21 protein-coding genes and 1 pseudogene are annotated in these 21,265 nt (G+C 28.9%); 19 read left to right on the forward strand and 3 right to left on the reverse strand.

What is annotated here, in order from left to right:
- Positions 1-60: 60 nt before the first annotated feature.
- Together J5A73_RS03710 and J5A73_RS03715 are read right to left on the reverse strand one after the other, a co-directional pair.
- Positions 61-327 carry a type II toxin-antitoxin system RelE/ParE family toxin gene (locus tag J5A73_RS03710; protein WP_211616741.1) on the reverse strand — a complete coding sequence of 89 codons (267 nt, stop codon included), beginning with the start codon at positions 325-327 and terminating at the stop codon, positions 61-63.
- A complete protein-coding gene (locus tag J5A73_RS03715) occupies positions 317-649 on the reverse strand; it encodes a DUF6290 family protein (RefSeq protein ID WP_249069381.1) in 333 nt (110 codons plus the stop codon). Before J5A73_RS03715 ends, J5A73_RS03710 begins: the two co-directional genes overlap by 11 nt.
- A gap of 109 nt (positions 650-758) precedes the next feature.
- Here J5A73_RS03715 and J5A73_RS03720 point away from each other — a divergent pair, with 109 nt between their 5' ends.
- The 4 genes from J5A73_RS03720 to J5A73_RS03735 all read left to right on the forward strand — a co-directional run bounded on the left by J5A73_RS03720 (position 759) and on the right by J5A73_RS03735 (position 3,906).
- Positions 759-1,499, forward strand: coding sequence for an amino acid ABC transporter permease (locus J5A73_RS03720; protein WP_211616743.1), 741 nt, complete (start codon positions 759-761; stop codon positions 1,497-1,499).
- 22 nt (positions 1,500-1,521) lie between these two features.
- Complete coding sequence (locus J5A73_RS03725; RefSeq protein WP_211617282.1) at positions 1,522-2,256, forward strand: amino acid ABC transporter ATP-binding protein; 735 nt, start codon at positions 1,522-1,524, stop codon at positions 2,254-2,256.
- Positions 2,257-2,377: 121 nt separating this feature from the next.
- Positions 2,378-3,124: a basic amino acid ABC transporter substrate-binding protein gene (locus tag J5A73_RS03730; protein ID WP_211616754.1), complete on the forward strand. Its 747-nt coding sequence runs from the start codon at positions 2,378-2,380 to the stop codon at positions 3,122-3,124.
- 62 nt (positions 3,125-3,186) lie between these two features.
- Positions 3,187-3,906 carry an OmpA family protein gene (locus J5A73_RS03735; protein ID WP_211616756.1) on the forward strand — a complete coding sequence of 240 codons (720 nt, stop codon included), beginning with the start codon at positions 3,187-3,189 and terminating at the stop codon, positions 3,904-3,906.
- A 70-nt stretch (positions 3,907-3,976) separates the two neighbouring features.
- Here J5A73_RS03735 and ytvI read toward each other — a convergent pair whose 3' ends face one another.
- Entirely contained in the window at positions 3,977-5,116 is a 1,140-nt protein-coding gene (gene ytvI, locus J5A73_RS03740) for a sporulation integral membrane protein YtvI (RefSeq protein WP_211616758.1), read from the reverse strand.
- Positions 5,117-5,361: 245 nt separating this feature from the next.
- On the opposite strand from ytvI, the gene J5A73_RS03745 reads away from it, so the two are divergent.
- From J5A73_RS03745 to infB, 15 genes and pseudogenes are all read left to right on the forward strand, one after another.
- Positions 5,362-6,090, forward strand: a complete 729-nt coding sequence (locus J5A73_RS03745) for an HAD family phosphatase (protein WP_211616760.1) — start codon at positions 5,362-5,364, stop codon at positions 6,088-6,090.
- 30 nt (positions 6,091-6,120) lie between these two features.
- Positions 6,121-7,107, forward strand: a complete 987-nt coding sequence (locus J5A73_RS03750; protein ID WP_211616762.1) for a DUF3829 domain-containing protein — start codon at positions 6,121-6,123, stop codon at positions 7,105-7,107.
- Between the two features lie 75 nt (positions 7,108-7,182).
- Positions 7,183-7,485, forward strand: a complete 303-nt coding sequence (locus J5A73_RS03755) for a hypothetical protein (RefSeq protein WP_211616763.1) — start codon at positions 7,183-7,185, stop codon at positions 7,483-7,485.
- Positions 7,486-7,606: 121 nt separating this feature from the next.
- On the forward strand, positions 7,607-8,491 hold the full coding sequence (locus J5A73_RS03760; RefSeq protein WP_211616765.1) for a fructose bisphosphate aldolase: 885 nt from the start codon (positions 7,607-7,609) through the stop codon (positions 8,489-8,491).
- A 294-nt stretch (positions 8,492-8,785) separates the two neighbouring features.
- Complete coding sequence (locus tag J5A73_RS03765) at positions 8,786-9,571, forward strand: amino acid ABC transporter substrate-binding protein (RefSeq protein ID WP_211616767.1); 786 nt, start codon at positions 8,786-8,788, stop codon at positions 9,569-9,571.
- A gap of 11 nt (positions 9,572-9,582) precedes the next feature.
- Positions 9,583-10,236, forward strand: a complete 654-nt coding sequence (locus J5A73_RS03770; protein WP_211617284.1) for an amino acid ABC transporter permease — start codon at positions 9,583-9,585, stop codon at positions 10,234-10,236.
- A gap of 49 nt (positions 10,237-10,285) precedes the next feature.
- Entirely contained in the window at positions 10,286-11,005 is a 720-nt protein-coding gene (locus J5A73_RS03775) for an amino acid ABC transporter ATP-binding protein (protein WP_211617286.1), read from the forward strand.
- A gap of 138 nt (positions 11,006-11,143) precedes the next feature.
- Positions 11,144-12,216 (forward strand): annotated as a pseudogene (locus tag J5A73_RS03780) (methionine ABC transporter ATP-binding protein).
- A 3-nt stretch (positions 12,217-12,219) separates the two neighbouring features.
- On the forward strand, positions 12,220-12,903 hold the full coding sequence (locus tag J5A73_RS03785; RefSeq protein ID WP_211616769.1) for a methionine ABC transporter permease: 684 nt from the start codon (positions 12,220-12,222) through the stop codon (positions 12,901-12,903).
- Positions 12,904-12,945: 42 nt separating this feature from the next.
- The gene (locus J5A73_RS03790; protein ID WP_211616771.1) at positions 12,946-13,722 is read left to right on the forward strand and encodes a MetQ/NlpA family ABC transporter substrate-binding protein; all 777 of its coding nucleotides are present in this window, start codon (positions 12,946-12,948) and stop codon (positions 13,720-13,722) included.
- 178 nt (positions 13,723-13,900) lie between these two features.
- On the forward strand, positions 13,901-16,045 hold the full coding sequence (locus J5A73_RS03795) for a M13 family metallopeptidase (protein WP_211616773.1): 2,145 nt from the start codon (positions 13,901-13,903) through the stop codon (positions 16,043-16,045).
- A 115-nt stretch (positions 16,046-16,160) separates the two neighbouring features.
- A complete protein-coding gene (gene rimP, locus J5A73_RS03800) occupies positions 16,161-16,649 on the forward strand; it encodes a ribosome maturation factor RimP (RefSeq protein WP_211616775.1) in 489 nt (162 codons plus the stop codon).
- 3 nt (positions 16,650-16,652) lie between these two features.
- Positions 16,653-17,759: a transcription termination factor NusA gene (gene nusA / locus J5A73_RS03805; protein WP_211616777.1), complete on the forward strand. Its 1,107-nt coding sequence runs from the start codon at positions 16,653-16,655 to the stop codon at positions 17,757-17,759.
- Between the two features lie 29 nt (positions 17,760-17,788).
- Positions 17,789-18,301: a DUF448 domain-containing protein gene (locus tag J5A73_RS03810; protein ID WP_211616778.1), complete on the forward strand. Its 513-nt coding sequence runs from the start codon at positions 17,789-17,791 to the stop codon at positions 18,299-18,301.
- A gap of 42 nt (positions 18,302-18,343) precedes the next feature.
- Positions 18,344-21,247: a translation initiation factor IF-2 gene (gene infB, locus J5A73_RS03815; protein WP_211616780.1), complete on the forward strand. Its 2,904-nt coding sequence runs from the start codon at positions 18,344-18,346 to the stop codon at positions 21,245-21,247.
- Positions 21,248-21,265: the final 18 nt, after the last annotated feature.

The raw sequence follows: 21,265 nt of genomic DNA on the forward strand, positions 1-21,265 counted from the left end.
ACAGTTTTTTATTTTTAATACTCAATTTAACCCAATAATTTAAAATTCAATTCAGAAATTTTAAATATAAATTTTATCCCTTTTATCTATTTGAACAACCAAAATAAGTAATTCATTTTCTTCAATTTTTGCAATAATCCTATAATTTTCAACTCGATATCTCCAAAATCCTTTTAGATTATATCTTAAAGCTTTTCCAAATTTTTTTGGATTATCTGTATCGAAAAGATTTTGATCAATATATTTTAAAATTTTTGATTTCATAGAATTATCTAGTTTATTTAGTTGTTTCTGTGCTTTTTCAGAGTACATTAGACTATATTTCATTTTCCAACCCTAATTTTTTTATTAAATCTTCGTGGCTAATCCAGTTTTCTCTGTTGTCTTTTTCTTCTTCATAAGCCTCAATAGCCAATTTGTAGTCTTCTTCATCTTCGATTTTTTCAAGAATTAAATCTAACATTACCTGGTTTAAATTGATATTATTTTCCTTAACATAGTTATTTATTTTGTTCTCTATGTCAGGATTAGCATTTATAGAAACGGTTATCATTGATTTCACACCCTTTCTTATTATTTCTATTAATGCAATTTTAACATAAAAAGAAAAGAAAAGCAATAAAAATGTTATTTTTTCTAAAATTTTCATAAAAATAAGTTTTTTTAACTTTTTATTGAAAAAGTGTAAAATATTAGGTATAATATAATATATGCAAAAATTTTGGAAGGAGGATGTGGACAAAAAAGTTCATAAGATTATGAAAAATATAGAAAATTTGAGAAAAGTATTAAAAGTATCATTTTTCCTGATAATTGTAGCAGTTGGATTTATATTTGCATTTCCAAAAGAATTAAAACCACATGAATGGAAACTTTACCTTGTTGACAGTTATTTAGTAACAACGGTTGGATTGACAATTGGAGGAGCTTTAATTGGAATATTTTTTGGAATGTTTTTGGCGTTTTTGAAATTTCAAAAAACAAAATTTCCAACTTTTGATATGGCAAAGGAAATAATAATTGATGAATACATAGATATAATGCGTGGAACACCTATGATATTACAATTACTTATACTTTCAGTGCTTATAAAAGTATTTGATAATTACTGGATAGCAATGATTGCGTTGGGTTTAAATAGTGCTGCATATGTTGCGGAAGTGGTGCGTTCGGGAATTGAAAGTATTGACAAAGGACAAATGGAAGCGGCAAGAGCAACAGGAATGCCTTATAAAATGGCAATGAACGAAATAATTATGCCACAAGCTGTAAAAAATATATTACCTGCACTTGTAAACGAATTTATCACGCTATTTAAAGAAACATCTGTTGTGGGATATATAAGTGTCGTTGATATAACAATGAATAGTAATGGACTTCAAGCCTCTTATTATAGTGTTGGACCAATATTATTTACAGGTATTATTTACTATGTGAGTGTAAAAGTATTTTCATTTTTAGGAAGAATACTGGAAGTGAGGTTAAGAAGAAATGATTAATTCAAAAGATTGTGCTCAAGAAATGATTAAAATAAAAAATCTAAAGAAATCGTATGGAAAACTTGAAGTTCTAAAGGGAATTAATACGGAAATAAGAGAAGGAGAAGTGATTTCAATAATAGGACCGTCTGGTTCGGGGAAATCGACTTTTTTAAGATGCATTAATAGGCTTGAAGAACCAACTTCAGGGGAAATTTTTATACATGGAACGAATATTTTACAAAAAAATGTGAATATAAATAAAATTCGTGAAAATGTCGGAATGGTTTTTCAGCATTTTAATCTATATCCACATAAAACTGTGCTTGAGAATATTATTTTGGGACCAGTAAAATTAAAAAAAATCTCAAAAGTTGAAGCTGAAGAAAAAGCAATTGAATTGTTGAAAAAAGTTGGTTTGGAAGATAAAAAAGATGTTTATCCAAATAAGTTATCAGGTGGACAAAAACAAAGGGTAGCAATTGCAAGAGCATTAGCTATGGATCCACAAATTATGTTATTTGATGAACCTACAAGTGCACTTGATCCAGAGATGATAGGAGAAGTTCTTATTGTTATGAAGGAACTTGCACAAGCTGGAATGACAATGATTGTAGTAACTCACGAGATGGGATTCGCAAGAAATGTTGCAAATAGAGTATTTTTTATGGATGGTGGACATATTTTGGAAGATGCAGCTCCAAGTGAAGTTTTTGAAAATCCTAAAAATGATAGAACAAAAGAGTTTTTGAGAAAAGTTTTGAATCCGATTGATTAATTAATTTATTTATTAATCAGTTTTTTAGTTAGTTTTGAAAAAATAAAAATAAAAAAATTAAAAAATAAAAATTTATAAAAAAAAAAAACAAAATAAAAAAATAAATGTAGAGGAGAAAATTATGAAAAAAGTATTTTTAATGTTGACATTGTTAATTTTTGGATTGACTTCGTGTGGTGGAAATAAAGAAACTAAGGACTCGAAAAAATTGAGAGTTGGGTTGAATGCAGTTTTTGCACCGTTTGAATATAAAGAAAATGGACAAGTTGTGGGATTTGATGTGGATTTGATAAACGAGATTGCAAAAGATTTGAACTATGAAACTGAAATTATTGACCAGTCGTTTGATGGACTTATTCCGTCATTAAAAGCTGGAAAAATTGATGTTATAGTTTCTGGAATGACTGCGACAGAAGATAGAAAAAAATCAGTGGATTTCACAGATGACTATTTTGTATCAAAACAACTTTATATTAGAAAAAAAGGAAATAATTCAGTTACCGCTTCAACTTTAAAAGGGAAAAAAATTGGAGTTTTACTTGGGTCAATTCAAGAAATTGCGGCTAGAAAAATTGATGGAGCTGTTGTTGTGCCAAATAAAAGTATTGTAAATACAATTTTGGATTTAAAAATGGGAAAAGTTGATGCTCTTATAATGGACAATGTAGTTGCAATCGAATATATGAAAAAAAATCCTGAAATGGAAATTTTTGATGAAAAAGCTGATAAAGAAGGAATGGCAATGGCATTTGACAAAGGAAAAAATCCTGAATTAATTCAAAAAGTAAATGCAGAACTTAAAAAATTGAAAGAAAATGGAAAATATGATGAATTGCTTAAAAAATATAATCTTAATTTAAGTAAATAAAATAAAATAATTGATTATTTGAGATTTTGTTTTTTAAAATAAATATAAAGGAGGTAATGTTGATGAAAAAACCGGTAGTGTTAGCGATGTCCTCGATTGTGGCAATGTCAGTGCCAACTGTTTCAGGAAAAGTAACAACTTCGGAAATGAGAAAAGAAATCATTCGAGCAAATGTGGCTGATGTGACAGAAGAAGATGAAGAAGACAATGTCCCAACATTAGATCCGCCTAATCCCGAAAAGCCTGTGGATGATCCTGATTTAATAACAGTTTCACTCACACAGGATGGAACGGGAACAAAAATAGATAAAGACGAAAATGATGTACAGAAGAAAAATTCTAATTTGGATTTAGCACCGGAAAATACTCCTAAAACTGGTGAAATTTTAGAGAATGAAAATGACAAATTTGAGTTGACAAAGTCTGATTTGATTTCACTTCGTTCTCATGAATTGGTTTTTGATAAAAATAGTGCTAAGCTAAAAAAAGAAGCTTATCCTGTTTTGGAAGATGTAAAAGCTTATGCTGAAAAAAATGATTTTTTGATTTCAGTAGTTGGATATACTGATACAACTGGTGTAAAAGCGTATAATAAAAGATTGTCGCAAAAAAGAGCAGAAAGCGTTAGTTCAAGCCTCTTGAATATTGGTCTTGCGGAAGATAGAATAGTAAGTGTCCTTGGACGAGGTGAAAAAAATCCTGTAGGTTCAAATGACACTGAAGAAGGAAGAGTAAAAAATAGAAGAGTAGAATTTAAGTTTATAAAAAAAGGTCAAATATAAAATTTTTAAGACAAATTATTAAAAAAAACTGTTTCACAATATTTTAAATTTAGAAACAGTTTTAAATTAATTATTTGTCTTTTTTTTGTCTTTTTTTGGTTTTATTTTTATCATCGCCATTTCCAAAAATATCTCTAAAAAATCCAACTTCTAATTCTTTTGAAAAAACATTTTTTAAAATGATCATGACAACAGGTCCTATCAAAAATCCACTGACTCCAAAAACTTTGAAGCCAGAATACATTGAAATAAGCGTAATTAAGGGATGAACTCCCAAATTTTGACTTATTAATTTTGGTTCTAACATTTGTCTAACTGACATAATTATTAAATACGAAATAAGAAGTCCAATTCCCAATTTTATATTTCCTGTGGCAAAAGATAAGACAGACCATGGAATTAAAATTGTCCCAGCTCCTAAAATTGGCAAAATATCAGCAATACAAATAATAATTGACATAAGAAGCGGATACGGCACATCAAATTTTAAGAATGCTAATAAATTCAATAAAATCAATGATTCAATAAGACAAATTGAACCTAAAATTGCCTGTGCTTTTAAATATGAAACAAGCACTGTAAACATTTCTGTCTTTATGTTAAATACTTTATCTAGCCAACTTTTTGGCAATTGATGTTCCAGATAACTAAGTATTTCATCTCTATCTAAAATCATAAAAAATGTTGATAAAATCGTGATCACAATATATAAAATTAAAGTTGGAATAGAAGTTACAAAACTTATAACGCCATTTATAAATGAGCCAAGTTTTACAGAACCTTTTGACACAAAGCTATTAATCGTGTTATTTAGCTGATCATTAAATCCTGCAGGAAAATTTCCCAAATAGGTGTAAACTTTTTTTACATTTTCTGTCCACAAATTTTGAATATCGGAACTATAATTATTTAAATTTTGAGACAATTTGTAAATTTCTCCAAAAAATTTTAGGGAAAGTATTCCAATTAGTCCAAAAAATACGATTAAAAATGTTACAATTGAAATTATTGAAGCAGTTTTTTTTGAAAATTTTAGCTTATTCATTAAAAATCTTACAAGAGGTCTTATTATTATTGAAATAAAAAGTGCAAGAGTAAATGGAAATAAAAAAACTCCCAGCTTAAATGCCAAAAATACTACTAGTAAAATTAATGCTATATATACGATAAAATATAATTTTTTAAAGTCAAAATCTTTATAACTTGCCATAAAATCTCCTTTACTTTTATTATTTTTTATATTATATACTAAATTACTATAATTGTAAACGATAATTTTTATCTAAAATTAAATAAAATATTTTAAAATATTTTAAAATTTCTTGAGAAAAATTTATTTTTTATCAAGTTAGATTTTTATTAACAAAAGTTGACTTTTCTAAATATATGTGGTATTTTTATAGTAGCATTTATGGTAAAGTTTCTCACAAAAAATGAATTTTAAGGAGAATAGTTATGACGAAAAATATAGCGGCTTTTTTTGATATAGACGGAACAATTTATAGAGATTCATTATTAATTGAGCATTTTAAGATGCTTCTTCAGTATGAGTATATAGATATGAGCAGTTGGGAGAAAAAAGTGAAGGAAAAATTTTCTAAATGGGAAAATAGAACTGGGGATTATGACGACTATTTAGATGAGTTGGTGCGAACTTATATGGAAGCGCTTAAAAATTTCAGTAAAAATGATATGGATTTTATTGCAAAAAGAGTGATGGTGCTAAAAGGAGATAAAGTTTATCGCTACACAAGAGAAAGACTTTTGTATCATCAAAAGGAAAATCACAAAGTCATAATAATTTCTGGAAGTCCAAATTTTTTGGTGAGTAAACTTGCAAAAAAATATGGTGTAAAAGATTACCGTGCTTCGGTTTATAAAGTTGATGAAAAGGGGAATTTTACTGGAGAAGTTAAACCTATGTGGGACGCTGAAAGTAAGCAGAAAGCTATTTCTTATTTTGTGAAAAAATATAATATTGATTTAGAAAAATCTTATGCTTATGGAGATACGACTGGAGATTTGACTATGTTTAAAAATGTGGGACATGCCATTGCGATTAATCCTGCAAAAAAATTGCTTGAAAAAATAAAAGAAGATGAAAATTTGAGAGAAAAAGTGAAAATTATAGTTGAAAGAAAAGATGTAATCTATAGTTTGAATGCAAAAGTCGAAATTTTATAAATAATTAAAATAAAAAATGGAGGAAAAACTATGAAAAAATATATTTTTATTGGAATTTTAGCGTTACTTGCCACAGTTTCGTGCGGGAAGAAAGATGGTAGTAAAAATGGCGCAAAAGATAAAGTTCAAGTTACTTATGTAAAAGATGAATTAAGTCCTGATAGATTAGCTAAATATACAGAATATGTAAGGATAAGCGAAGTTCCTAATTCAGATGAGTGGCTTATGTTATTTGATGGAATTGATGAAGGAAAATTTAAAAATGCAAAAGAAGAAGTTTTAACTAATCTAAAAGGGAATGACGCTGTTGAAAATATAAAAAGTTCGGTAAAATTACTGGGAAATCAAATTAGGGATTTGGGAGATGTGATGCAAAAAAATCCAAAATTTGAAGTAATTGACACAAATGCGGAAAATCTTTTGAAATCGCTTGTTGATGAACAAAAAGTGTTAAACGAAATAGACGACTATTTTGAAAAAGGTGAATATAAAGCTGATAATTTAGGAAGAGTAAAAGAATTAAACGATAAATTTAAATTAGTTTCGCAGACAAGAAAAGAAAATGATAAAATTTTAGCAAATTCATTACAAGAGATGTCAGTTTCAATAAATAAAAAATTGTCAGAGAAATTTAAGAAAAATAATAAAAAATTTAAATCAAATTTACTTGATTTTGTAACTGCAATAAATAAATTTTCAGAAGGAGCATTTTCAAAAAATAATTTGAATTATGATGAAAATGAAATTGAAAATTTGGAAAAATTAAATGAAGAAGTAAAAAAATCGTATAGAAATCTTGAAACTATGACTTTGGACGATGCTAGAAAAGAAAATGTGAATAAAGAAAATTATGAAAAAATCAAGAAAAATGCTAAAATGATGACTGAAAGTATTGAAAATATGATAAAATCTATAAAAGCTAAAAATATTGAAGCAACAGTTAAAAATGCAAGTAATATTTTGGGTGGAAAAACTGATTTGGAAAATATTTATGGAACATTGATAATGAAAAATTAATTTTTTACAGGAGAAAAAATTTCTCCTGTTTTTTAAATTAATACATAAAAAATAAAATTTTATAGGAGAGAAAAGATGTTTGAAAAAGATGATTTTGATTTAATGAATTTTACAGAATTTGAAATTATTTCAAATCCAAAAACTTCTTGCAGTAACTTGCTTTTAATTGGAGAATTTAATTTTGATGGAAATCTTCTGTTTAATGCTAAATTTTTTGCAAAGGAAACAAATGTCAAAACTGCGACAGTTGTGCTTCAAATCATAGATTCTGAAAAAGAACCAGAATCGTTTCCAAAATCGGCAATTGATATACAAAAATTGGAAGCAATAGAAAATGGAGAAGTAAAATTTAAAGTTGAAACTTTGTATAATTTTTAAAAACTTAGTGATAAAAATAATTTCATTTTTTACTCTTGACATTTTTCGAAAAAGTGGTATGATAAGTATAGAAATAAAAGATTTGATAATCAAAATGTTTTAAATTAGGAGGAAGATTAAGATGAAAGAAAGATTAGAAAGAATGAGAAACGGAAAGGGATTTATTGCAGCATTGGATCAAAGTGGTGGAAGTACTCCAAAAGCCTTAAAATTGTATGGAATTGATGAAAGTGAATATTCTAATGATACAGAAATGTTTGACTTGATTCATAAAATGAGAACTAGAATTATAAAAAGTCCTGCTTTTAGTGATAAGGAAATTGTAGGAGCTATTTTATTTGAACAAACTATGGATAGAAAAATTGATGATAAATATACAGCTGACTTTTTGTGGGAAGAAAAAGGAGTTTTACCTTTCTTAAAAGTTGATAAAGGACTAGAAGAATTGGAAGATGGAGTTCAAGTTATGAAACCTATTCCTGGATTAGACGATCTTTTGAGCCGAGCAAACGAAAGACATATTTTCGGAACAAAAATGCGTTCTGTTATTAAAAAAGCATCTCAAGCAGGAATTGCAAAAGTTGTAGATCAACAATTTGAAGTTGCAGATAAAATTATTGCAGCTGGACTTGTTCCAATTATAGAACCAGAAGTAGATATTCACAATGTTGATAAAGCAGAATGTGAAACTATTTTGAAAAATGAAATTAAAAAACATCTTGATAAATTGCCTGAAACTTCAAATGTTATGTTAAAAGTTACACTTCCAACAGTTGAAAACTTTTATGAAGATTTGACAAAACATCCAAGAGTTGTAAGAGTTGTCGCATTATCAGGAGGTTATCCAAGAAAAGAAGCAAACGAAATTCTTGCTAAAAATAAAGGAGTTATCGCAAGTTTCTCAAGAGCATTAACTGAAGGATTGTCAGCACAACAAAGTGATGATGAATTTAACAAAGATTTGGCTGAAGCTATTAAAGAAATTTATGAAGCTTCTGTAAAATAATTTTATAAAAAAATAAAGAATATTTAAAATATTAGGAAAAATCACAGTCTTAAATTTAATTTAGTTTAATTTGATTTAATTGATTGTGATTTTTTTAAATTTATTTTACAATAATTTTTTATTATTTAATTTATTTATTTTTATTATTTATTTACAAATTTATTTTTCATTTTGGCTCCATTGCTTTTTCAAATTATCTATGGTAAAATAATGTATATCGAAGAAAAGACTTGTTTATTTGAAAAAATAATGTTTTTCTGAAGGAAAAATATTAAAATTGTGGAGGTAAAAGAAATGAAAAAAGTATTATTACTGATGATTTTGGCGCTGTCGCTTGTAATGTGTAGTGTTAAAAAAGATGAGACAAAAGAAGTTAGCAAAGATGGAATTCCAAAAAAAATTATTGTGGGACTTGATGATTCATTTGTTCCTATGGGATTTAAGAATGAAAAAGGTGAAATTGTCGGATTTGATATCGACTTAGCTCGTGCAGTTGCTAAAAAAATTGGAAGTGAAGTTGAATTTAAACCGATAAATTGGGATTCTAAAATTCTTGATTTGAATGCTGGAAATATAGATTTGATTTGGAATGGACTTACAATTACAGATGAAAGAAAAAAAGAAACTCAGATGTCTAATCCTTATTTAGAATCACATCAGCTTATTGTGACAAGAATTGATGAAAAAATTGGAAATAAAAATGATTTAGCTGGAAAAAATGTTGGAAGCCAGACTCAGAGCAGTGGAGAAGAAGCTGTAAAAAGAGCTGGGTTTGACAAAAAATTTAAAGATTTTAAAAGTTATGCTCAATATGACCAAGCGTTTATGGATTTGGACGCTAAGAGAGTTGACGCTATAGTTGCCGATGAAGTTTTGGCAAAATATACTAAAAAAGTTAAAGAAACACAAGCTAAAAAAGAATTATACAAAATTTTAAAAGACGATTTTGGTCAGGAAGAATATGCGGTTGCGGCTAAAAAAGGAAATACAAAATTGATTGATGCAATTAATAAAGCAATTGAAGAATTGAAGAAAGACGGGACTTATCAACAAATTTATTCAAAATGGTTTAAAGATTAAATATGGAAAAAATGACCTTTTTTCAAATATTTTTTGAACTTGTAAAGACATTGCCAAGTATGTTTTTGTTGTATATAACAACGATAGTATTTTCCGTCCCGTTAGGAATTCTAGGTGCGTTGTCATATACTGGAAAAAATAAAATTATAAAATTTTTAATTTCAACTTACACTTGGATTTTTCGTGGAACACCGCTTATGCTGCAACTTTTGATGATGTATTATGGATTGCCGCTTATAAAAATAAAAGGATATAGCATAACTTTGACAGCTTACATGGCCGTTGCAATAACATTTGTGATAAATTATGCAGCATATCTTATTGAAATTATAAGAAGTGGACTTGAGAGCATTGATAAAGGGCAACACGAAGCTGCGAAAGTCTTGGGATATACATATTGGCAAAAAATAATTTATATAATTTTGCCACAAGCCTTAAGAAGAGTTCTTCCAACTTTGGGAAATGAAGCAATTACTCTTATAAAAGATACATCGCTTATGTATATTTTGGCTGTTACAGAAGTTATGAAGAGAACAAAAGATTTGGCGAATATTTCTTACACAATAACTCCTTATATTTGTGCAATTATCATTTATTTGATTTTGAGTTTTTGTATTGACAGATTGTTTAAAGTTATTGAAAAACGAAATAAAGTTAGAATATAATATAAAATTGGGCAGAAAAAGAGAAATTGGGAGTTAAATAATGGAAAAAATAATTGAAGTAAAAAATTTGAGAAAAAATTTTGGTAAAAATGAGGTCTTGCACGACATAAATTTGACTGTTAATAGAGGGGAAGTCGTTTCGCTTATAGGGCCTTCAGGAAGTGGGAAGTCTACAATTTTGAGATGTATCATTGATTTGGAGACAATTACCGATGGCGATATTTTTATCGAAGGAAAAAATTTGAAGGATAAAAAATTAAAAAAAGAGATTTTATTAAAAACAGGGATGGTTTTTCAGTCGTTCAATTTGTTCCCGCATATGACGGTGAGAAATAATATTGTGAGAACACTAAAATTGGTGAAAAAATCTTCTGTGAGTGAAGCTACAAAAATTGTAAAAGAAGTTTTGGAAGTCGTTGGACTTGCCGATAAAATTGATAATTTTCCGAGTGAGCTCTCAGGAGGACAAAGACAGAGGGTGGCAATTGCTAGAGCACTGGCACTTAGACCTGATATTTTGCTTTTTGATGAGCCGACTTCGGCGCTTGATCCAGAGCTTGTAAAAGAAGTCTTAGATATTATAAGAAAATTGAAGAACGAAAAAATAACAATGTTAATTGTAAGCCATGAGATGAATTTTGTGAAAGAAATTTCAGATAAAGTTGTCGTTTTAGAAAATGGGAAAATACTAGAAAAGGGGACTTCTAAACAGATTTTTGAAAATCCAGAATCTAGTCGTGTGAAAGAATTTTTGAATACAATTTATTAATTTTTTTAAAATTTTTAAAAATTGAAAAAAAATATTTGCATATACACAAAAAAATGGTATAATAAATTATAACAATTATAATTTTAGAATTATTTTAAAATTATAAGAAAAATTAATATGAAAGAGGTGAAATAATAGATGGGAAGTTTTATAGAAATAAAAGATTTAGTAAAAAAGTATAAATTAGCCGATGGAAAAGAGATTTTTGCAGTAAATGACATAAATCTTGAGATTGAAAAGGCGATATTTATGGAATTATGGGACTTAGTGGCGCTGGGAAATCAACGCTTATAAGATTATTAAATAGACTTGAAGAACCGACTTCTGGACAGATTCTGGTTGAAGAAAATGCTGATTCAAATGGCACAGACTCTGATTTTTCGAAAAAGAATATTTTGGAATTTAATGAAGAGAAACTTAGAGAATACAGGAAAAAAACTGGAATGATATTTCAACACTTTAATTTACTAAATTCGAGAAATGTTGCACAAAATGTTGCGTTTCCGCTAGAAATTTCTGGGTGGCAAAAAGCTGACATTGATAAAAGAGTGGATGAATTGCTTGAAATTGTTGGACTTTCTGATAGAAAAGAAAATTATCCTGAGCAACTTTCAGGAGGGCAAAAACAAAGAGTGGCAATTGCTAGGGCTTTAGCGAATAATCCTAAAATACTTTTGTCTGATGAAGCGACTTCAGCACTTGATCCTAGAACTACAAATTCAATTTTAGATTTATTAAAACAGATAAATAAAGATTTTGGGATAACTATTATTTTAATTACTCACCAAATGGAAGTGATTAGAAAAATATGTAACAAAGTTGCGATTATGTCGAATGGGGAAATTGTTGAAAGTGGAACTACAAAACAAATATTTTTAAGTCCCAAAAATGAACTAACTAAAGAATTTGTTGCTCACTTGTCACACGATACTTTTAGGACGGAAGAAGAAATTAAGAGAAGAAAAGAAAATAGCAATGGCGGTAAACTGAGATTAAAATTAAAATATAACGAAGAGCAAGTTAGCCGTTCTTATATTGCAGAACTTATAAGAACTTTCGATGTGGAAGTAAATATTTTAGGTGGCTTTATTGACAAAGTAAGCAACATCATAATTGGAAATTTGCTTATTGAAATTACAGCGAATGAAAAAAAAGTTCACGAAATTATAGATTGGCTTACAAAACATAAAATAGATTCGGAGGTGTTATAATTTATGAGATTTGATTGGATAGAATTTTTTCAATTTCAAAATATGATTGTACCACTTTGGGAAACAATTTATATGGTTGGAATTGCGACTTTAGTTTCATTAGTTATTGGTTTTCCAATAGGAATTTTGTTGGTTACTTCTGAAGAGAAAGGAATTAAGCCGAATAAATCACTGCATAAAATCTTAGATGTTATTTTGGTAAATATAACAAGATCAATTCCATTTATTATATTAATGGTTTTGTTGCTTCCATTAATGAGATTTATTGTGGGAACTTCCATTGGAAGTGTTCCGTTTATTATACCACTTGCGTTAGGTGCTGCTCCATTTGTTGCAAGAATAATTGAAGGAGCATTAAAAGAAGTGGATGAAGGATTAATAGAAGCTTCAAAATCAATGGGAGCAACTTCTAAAGAAATAATTTTAAAAGTGATGATACCAGAAGCATTACCTTCGTTAGTACATGGAATTACTTTGACAATTATCACGCTTATTGGGTATTCTGCACTTGCTGGAACTATTGGCGGTGGAGGATTAGGAAATTCGGCTGTAATGGATGGTTATCAAAATCAAAATTATGCAATTATATGGCAAGCTACAATAGTTATTATTGTTTTAGTTCAAATTATACAATTTATTGGAGATACAATTGTAAATAAAATTATTGAAAAAAGAAAAAAAGTATAAATAAAAAATTTAATTTAATTTAAAAAGAAAGGATGATGCAAAATGAAAAAAATATTAGCATTGTTAGTTGCGCTTGCACTATTTGTGGTGTCTTGCGGAAAAGGGGAAAAATTGAAAGTTGGAGCGACTCCAGTTCCACATGGAGAGTTCCTAAAATTAGTAAAAGATGATTTGAAAAAACAAGGAGTTGATTTGGAAATTGTGCAATTTAACGATTATATCTTGCCAAATAAAGCTCTTGCGGATAAAAGTATAGACGCAAACTTTTTCCAACATGTTCCATATATGGAAGATTTTGCGAAAAGAAATAATATTCCTTTAGTTTCAGTTGGAAATGTGCATTTAGAACCAATGGCGCTTTATTCTAAAAAAATTAAAAATATAAAAGATTTGAAACCGAATGACACATTAATTATTCCAAATGATCCGACAAACGGTGGAAGAGCTTTAATTTTGCTTGATAAAGCTGGAATTATAAAATTGAAAGATAATAAAAAATTGGATTCTACAACTAAAGATATAGCAAGCAATCCTAAAAAAATTAAAATTGTAACTTTGTCAAATGAACAAATTGCACCAAGATTAGTTGAAGTTGCAGGAGCAATCATTAATTCAAACTTTGCAATTAATGCGGGAGTTACTAAAAACGAAATTATTTTGCAGGAAGATAAAAATTCGCCTTATGCAAATGTTGTAACTGTTCTAAAAGGTAATGAAAATGACCCTAGAATACAAAAATTGATGAAAGCGTTGCAAAGTGAAAAAGTTAAAAAATACATCGAAGAAAAATATGAAGGAAGAATTATTCCAGCATTTTAGTCTTTGTAATTAAGTCGCTTTATGCGGCTTTTTTTATTTGATTTTATTAAAAAAAAATGATATAATTTGAAAAATAATTTATAAAAAAATAAAAATATGTGAATTAAAAAAGTTGTAAAAAACAAAATAAAATAAAATAAAATAAAACATAATAAAAAGAAAGGATAAAAGATAAAAAATGAAGAAAATATTTGTGATTTGGGCAGTTTTAATAGCTGCTAGCAGTGTTTTTGCTGAAGAAAATACAAATGCGGGAAATGTTGCGAAAACAAATAACTTGGAAAAACAAAATGGAGTGACTAAAAAAGCAAGCACAAAAAAATCAGGATTTTGGGACTTTTATGAGCAGCAACAGGCGAAGTTGTTGAAACCAAATGATAGAGAATTGTTTAGTGAGCTGGATAAAAGCGTTAGACCACAAGATGACTTTTACAAATATGTAAATAACAAATGGGATAAAAGTACAGTAATCCCAAAAGCAAAATCTTCTTGGGGTTCATTTGTTGAAGTTAGCGAAAAGAATCAGGATTTTTTGAAAAATTTGATTAAAGAATTGGAAGAAAAAAAAGTAAGCAATAATACAAATGAACAGAAAATTTTAACTTTGTATAAAAGTTTTTCGGATATGAAAAGAAGAGATGAACTTGGAATTTCGCCAATTAAAAATAGTTTAGAGAAAATTGACGCAATTAAAGATATACAAGATTTGCAAAAATATAATATTGAAAATACAAGACAGGGAAATAATGAGTTTTATGGCTGGGGACTTGGAACGGATTTGAATAACGCCAAAAACTATGCTATATATTTGGGAGATGCAAGTTTAGGATTATCAGTGGATTATTATCAAAAGGATACTGCTGAAAATAGAAAGATTTTGTCAGAATATACGAACTATGTTAGCGATATGTTAAAATTTTTAGGAGAAAAAGATACTTTGCAAAAAGCGCAAAAAATTGTGCAATTTGAAAAAGATATGGCTAGTACGATGTTGAAAGTTGAAGATTATCACGATGTTAAAAAGTATAATAATCCTAGAAGCGTGAAAGATTTGGCAAATATTACGAAAAATATAGATTTGGCGGATTATCTTAAGAAAGTTGGTGTAAATACTGATAAAGTGATTATTAGTGAACTAAATTACTATCAAAATCTGGACAGATTTTTGAAAGATGAAAATATTGACTTGATTAAAGATTATATGAAATTTCAATTGATTAATGGATCGACAGCATATCTTACTGATGAAATTGGAAAAAGAAGTTTTGAATTTTACGGAAGATATTTGAATGGTCAAAAAGAGAGAGAAACGCTGGAAAAAAGAGCACTGTACTTTACAGATGGCACACTTGGAGAAATGGTTGGACAGATTTATGTTAAAAGAAACTTTACGCCTGAAGCTAAGAAAGATACGAAAGAAATGGTTGAATATATAAGAAAAGCACTTAAAAATAGAATTTCTAAACTTTCTTGGATGAGTGATACAACTAAGAAAAAAGCGCAGGAAAAATTGGCGAAAATAACTGTTAAAATTGGTTATCCAGATAAATGGAAAGATTATAGCACATTGGTTTTCAAAGATGATGATACTCTTTATGATTTAGTTGAAAAAATGAATGACTGGGGATATAAAGATACTCTTAAAAAAGTTGGAAAACCTGTGGATAAAACTGAGTGGGGAATGTCTGCAAATACAGTAAATGCTTATTATTCGCCAACTGGAAATGAAATAGTATTTCCAGCAGGAATACTTCAACCGCCATTTTATGACGCCAAAAACTCTGAAGCTGCCGCAAATTTTGGAGCGATTGGAACTGTGATTGCACATGAAATAACACATGGATTTGATGTTTCTGGAGCTTCTTATGATGGAGATGGAAATGTGAGAAACTGGTGGACTAATGAAGATAGAGCAAAATTTGATGCTATTTCTAAAAAATTGGCGGACGAATTTTCAAGCTATACGGTAGTTGATAATACAAGAGTGAATGGAGAATTTACATTGACTGAAAATATTGCCGATTTAGGTGGAGTAAATATCGCTTATGACGCACTGCAGCTTTATTTGAAAGATCATCCGAATTCGACAAAGGCTTATGATGATACGATAAGTAAACTGTTCTTTTTGAGCTATGCGAGAATGTGGCGACAAAAATCAACACCTGAATATTTAAAAAATAGTACGAAAACAGATTCTCATTCGCCAAATTTCCTAAGAGTAAATGCAATTTTAAAAAATGTTGATGCTTTTGAGAAAACATTTGAAGTGAAAGAAGGAGATAAGATGTATAAAGCTCCTGCTGATAGAATTAAAATTTGGTAAAAAGTTTTTTTTAATCTTGAAAAAATATAAAAAATGTGATATAATATATTTAAGAAAATAGATTTTAGGAGAGTGGGTTGTTCCCACTCTTTAGTTTTAGATATAGAGGTGAATTATGGAACAAATTTTGAATGAATTTGAAAAGAAAATCGAATTGCATTTGAAAGAAATGAATTTAGAACTGGCGGATGTTGAATATGTGCGAGATGGTGGATACAATTATTTAAGAGTTTATGTGGAAAAGGAAGAAGGTGTGACGACACTTGATGATTGTATCGACTTTAGCAGAAAAATTGATGGAATTGCCGACGAACTTATAGATGAGAAGTTTTTTCTGGAAGTTTCAACTCCGGGAATTGAGCGTAAACTTAAAAAAGAAAAGGATTTTGTACGATTTACTGGAGAAAAAATTAATGTTCATACGAAAAGCAATATAGAAGGAACTAAGAAATTTATTGGGAAATTAGAAAAATTTGAAAATAATACAATTTTTATTTCTGATGTGAAGTTGGAAAAAATAGTTCAGATTCCGCTGGAAAAATTGAAAAAGGCGAATTTGGTTTATGAAATACCTAACGGAATATTGGATAGCGAGGAGGATTAGAGAGTGAAAGGTAAAGACCAAAAAATATTTTTGGAAGCGCTTGACGAATTAGAAAAAGAAAAAGGGATTTTAAAAGAAGAATTGTTTGAAACAATTGAAACAGCGCTTCTTGCAGCGTATAAAAAAAATTATGGGGAAAGAGATAATGTTAAAGTTACAATAAATAGAAATAGTGGAGATGTGAAAGTATTTTCACAAAAAAAAATTGTGGAAGTTGTGGAAAATCCAGATGATGAAATAAGTTTGGAAGATGCGGTTTCATTGAAAAAAAGATCGAAATTAGGCGATATTTTAGATTTGGAAATCAATGCAGAAAACTTTAAAAGAAATGCGATTCAAAATGCAAAACAAATTGTTGTGCAAAAAGTCAGAGAATGTGAAAAAAGAAATATCTTTAACAGATTCAAGGAAATTGAAAACACAATTGTACCTGCAAATGTTAGAAAAACTGATGAAAAAGGTAACTTGTATGTTGATATCAATGGACTTGAAGCGATTATTCCAGCAAAAGAGCTGTCGGCATCAGATTCTTTTAAACAAGGGGATAGAATAAAAGTTTTTGTTGGAGAAGTTGAAGAAAATACGAAATTTACAAAAACATTTATTTCAAGAAAATCTGAAGAACTTTTAAGAGGACTGTTAAAACTTGAAATTCCTGAAATTGAAGAAGGGATTATCGAAATAAAAAATATTGCCAGAGAAGCTGGAAGCCGTGCTAAGGTGGCAGTTTACTCAAATGACGAAAACCTTGATGTAAAAGGGGCTTGTATTGGAAAAAATGGGCTTAGAATTCAAAGTGTCATTGACGAATTGGGCGGAGAAAAAATTGATATTGTACTTTGGGACGAAGATATTAAAGAATTTGTAAAAAATTCACTAAATCCTGCACAAGTTTTAGCAGTAGAAATTGTTGAAGAGAAAAAAGAAGATAAAGAAAATGAAAAAACTGATAAAGAGCTTGAAAAAACAGAAATTGCAAAAGTGTTTGTACAAGAAGATCAACTTTCTCTTGCAATCGGTAAAAAAGGTCAAAATTCAAGACTTGCAGCTAGACTTTGCGGAATAAAAATTGATATTAATACCGTAGAAGCGGATGAAATACAAGAATAAATTTTAAAAATTTAAAGGAAAAATGAATTATGCCAACTAGAATGTGTGTCTGCTGTCGAAGAAAAGGAGAAAAAGATTCTTTTTTCAGAGTGGCACAAAAAGATAAGAAATATGTTTTTGATAAAGAAATGAAAATTCAGGCTCGTGGATTTTATGTCTGTAAGACGAAAGAATGTATTGAAAAATTGTCAAAAAATAAAAAATATGATATTGAAATTCAATATTTGGTAAAAATGTTGGAAAATATAGAAAAAAATAATATAATTGATATTTTAAAACCGATGAAAAATTCGAAATTTTTTGCTTTTGGAATTGATGAAAATATTAATTATATAAAAAAAGAAAAAGTGAAATTAGTTGTAATTCCTCGTGATATAAATAAAAAATATATCGAAGAATTTTTACGGTTACAGGAAAAATATTCTATAAATATTATTTTTATTGAAAAAAAAGAAGAGTTTATCAAACTTTTCATGCGAGATGTGAATGTCGTTGGAATTTTTGATAAAAAGGTGATAAAAGGAATACTTAAAAAATTATAAAAAATAGTACAATATAATAAAAGAAAGTGGAGGTGATCTTGGATGAAAAAAGTACACGAATTGGCAAAAGAGATGGGCTACATTGGAACTGCAAAATTTATTGAAGATATTGCTAAAGTGGGAGTTAATAAAAAACATCATATGAATGTTGTGACAACTGAAGAAGAACAGCTCATAAAGAAAAATTTAGCAAAAGATAAAAAAATAGAAGAAAAACTTGAAAAAAAAGAAACCGTGCAGAAAAATGAACAAAATCTTAAAGAAAATCAAAAGAAAATGGAGATGAAAGTTAATTTGAGCAACCAAAATAATATGGATAAAAATTTGAATAAACAAAATAAAGAGAATAAAAATTTCGGAAATAGAGATAACAGAGAAAATAATAAAAACAATAAAGAAAACAGAAATTTTAGAGAAAACGACAGAAATTCTGATAATAAAAACTTTAGAAAAGACAGATCGTTTAATAGAGAAAATAACAGAGACAACAAAGACAACAGAAATTTTGGAAATAGAGAAAATAGAGATAGCAGAGATAATAGAAATTTTAGAGATAATGACAGAAATTCTGACAATAAAAACTTTAGAAAAGACAGATCGTTTAATAGAAAAAATAACAGAGATAATAAAGACAACAGAAATTTTGGAAATAGAGAAAATAGAGATAGCAGAGATAATAGAAATTTTAGAGATAATGACAGAAATTCTGATAATAAAAATTTTAGAAAAGATAGACCGTTTAATAGAGAAAATAATAGGGATAACAAAGACAACAGAAATTTTGGAAATAGAGAAAACAGAGATAGCAGAGATAATAGAAATTTTAGAGATAATGATAGAAATTCTGACAATAAAAATTTTAGAGATAATGATAGAAATTCTGACAATAAAAATTTTAGAAAAGACAGACCGTTTAATAGAGAAAATAATAGGGATAATAGAGACAACAGAAATTTCGGTGCGAAAAAAGAAATTCAGAATGACATCATAGCTACACCTGTCGCTGAAAAAGGGAAAAATATCGGAAAAGGTAAAGGAAAATTTGAAAAGAAAAAATATGAAAAAAATAGAAGAGATAGAGAAGAAAAAGAACTTCGTTCAGATTTTAGAAGAGATGATAAAAAGAAAAAGAAAAATAAAAAACAGGAAAAAGTTGTAAAAGATGAAATTGTGAGAATTGAAGGAGAATCTATTGGAATGATAACTATTGGAGAAGAAATAGTTATTAAAGATTTGGCTGAAAAATTAGGAATTAATATTTCAGACATAATTAAAAAATTCTTTATGGAAGGTAAAATGCTTACTGCAAATGCAATTTTAACTTTTGAAGAAGCTGAAGAAGTGGCGCTTGACTATGATGTAATTGTGGAAAAAGAAGAAGTTGAGGAAGTTAGTTACGGTGAAAAATATCACTTGGAAACTGAGGACAGTGAAAAAGATTTGGTTACAAGAGCACCTGTAATTACTATAATGGGACATGTCGATCATGGAAAAACTTCACTGCTTGATGCACTTAGACATACAAATGTGATTGAAGGAGAAGCTGGAGGAATCACTCAAAAAATTGGTGCTTATCAAGTAAACTGGAAAGGTCAGAAAATAACATTTATTGACACTCCTGGACACGAAGCGTTTACTGAAATGAGAGCTCGTGGAGCAAATATTACAGATATTTCAATTTTGATTGTAGCGGCGGACGACGGAGTTAAACCTCAAACTGTGGAAGCAATTTCCCACGCCAAAGAAGCTGGAGTACCTATAATTGTTGCAATTAATAAAATTGATAAGTCAGGTGCGGATCCGATAAAAGTTAGAACTGAGTTGACAGAATATGGACTTATGTCGCCTGAATGGGGTGGAACTACAGAGTTTGTAGAAATTTCAGCTAAGAAAAAAATTAACTTGGAAGAACTTTTGGAAACAATTTTGATTACGGCTGAATTAGAAGAGTTAAAAGCAAATCCTAAGAAAAGACCAAAGGCAGTTGTCGTAGAGTCGAGATTAGATCCGAAAATGGGAGCAGTTGCCGATGTTTTAGTACAAGAAGGAACGCTTAAAATAGGAGATATTTTTGTTGCGGGAGAAGCACACGGAAGAGTTCGTTCGATGGTTGACGACAGAGGTAAGAAGATTAACAAAGCTCTAATTTCTCAACCAGTTGAAATTACTGGATTTAATGTTGTTCCAAATGCTGGAGACATTTTGTATGGTGTGGAAAGTGATAAACATGCTAAGAAAATAGTTGAAGATTTCATCCGTGAGAAAAAAGTTAATGATCAGAACAAGAAAAAACACATTTCACTTGAAAGTTTGTCTCAGGAATTGGAAGAGCAGGAATTAAAAGAGTTGAAATGTATTATAAGAGCGGATTCCAAAGGGTCTGTTGAAGCGTTGAGAGAGTCGCTTGAAAAATTGAATAATGAAAAAGTTGTTGTAAATATAATTCAAGGAAGTGCTGGAGCGGTAACAGAAGGGGATGTGAAACTTGCCGAAGCGTCAAATGCGATAATTATTGCATTTGGAGTAAGACCAACTACACCAGCTAGAATTATTGCAGAAAAAGTTGGAGTGGAAATTAGAAACTACAATGTAATTTATCATGCAACAGAAGAAATCGAAAAAGCGATGAACGGAATGCTTGATCCCGAATATAAAGAAGTATATTTTGGAAGAATTGAAGTTAAACAGGTGTTTAAAGTGTCAAATGTTGGAAATATTGCTGGAGCAATTGTTGTTGACGGAAAAGTTACAAAAGATTCTAAAATTCGTGTGATTCGTGACGGAATAATCATTTTTGATGGAGAATTAGGTTCACTTAAGAGATTCAAAGATGATGTGAAAGAAGTTGTGACTGGACAAGAGTGTGGAATTGGTATACAGGACTTTAACGATATAAAATCTGGAGATATTATTGAATCATATATTTTGGAAGAAATTCCTAGATAATAATTTATAATAATTTTG

It is taken from the genome of Leptotrichia sp. oral taxon 218 (genome assembly GCF_018128225.1).
Lineage (GTDB): Bacteria > Fusobacteriota > Fusobacteriia > Fusobacteriales > Leptotrichiaceae > Leptotrichia.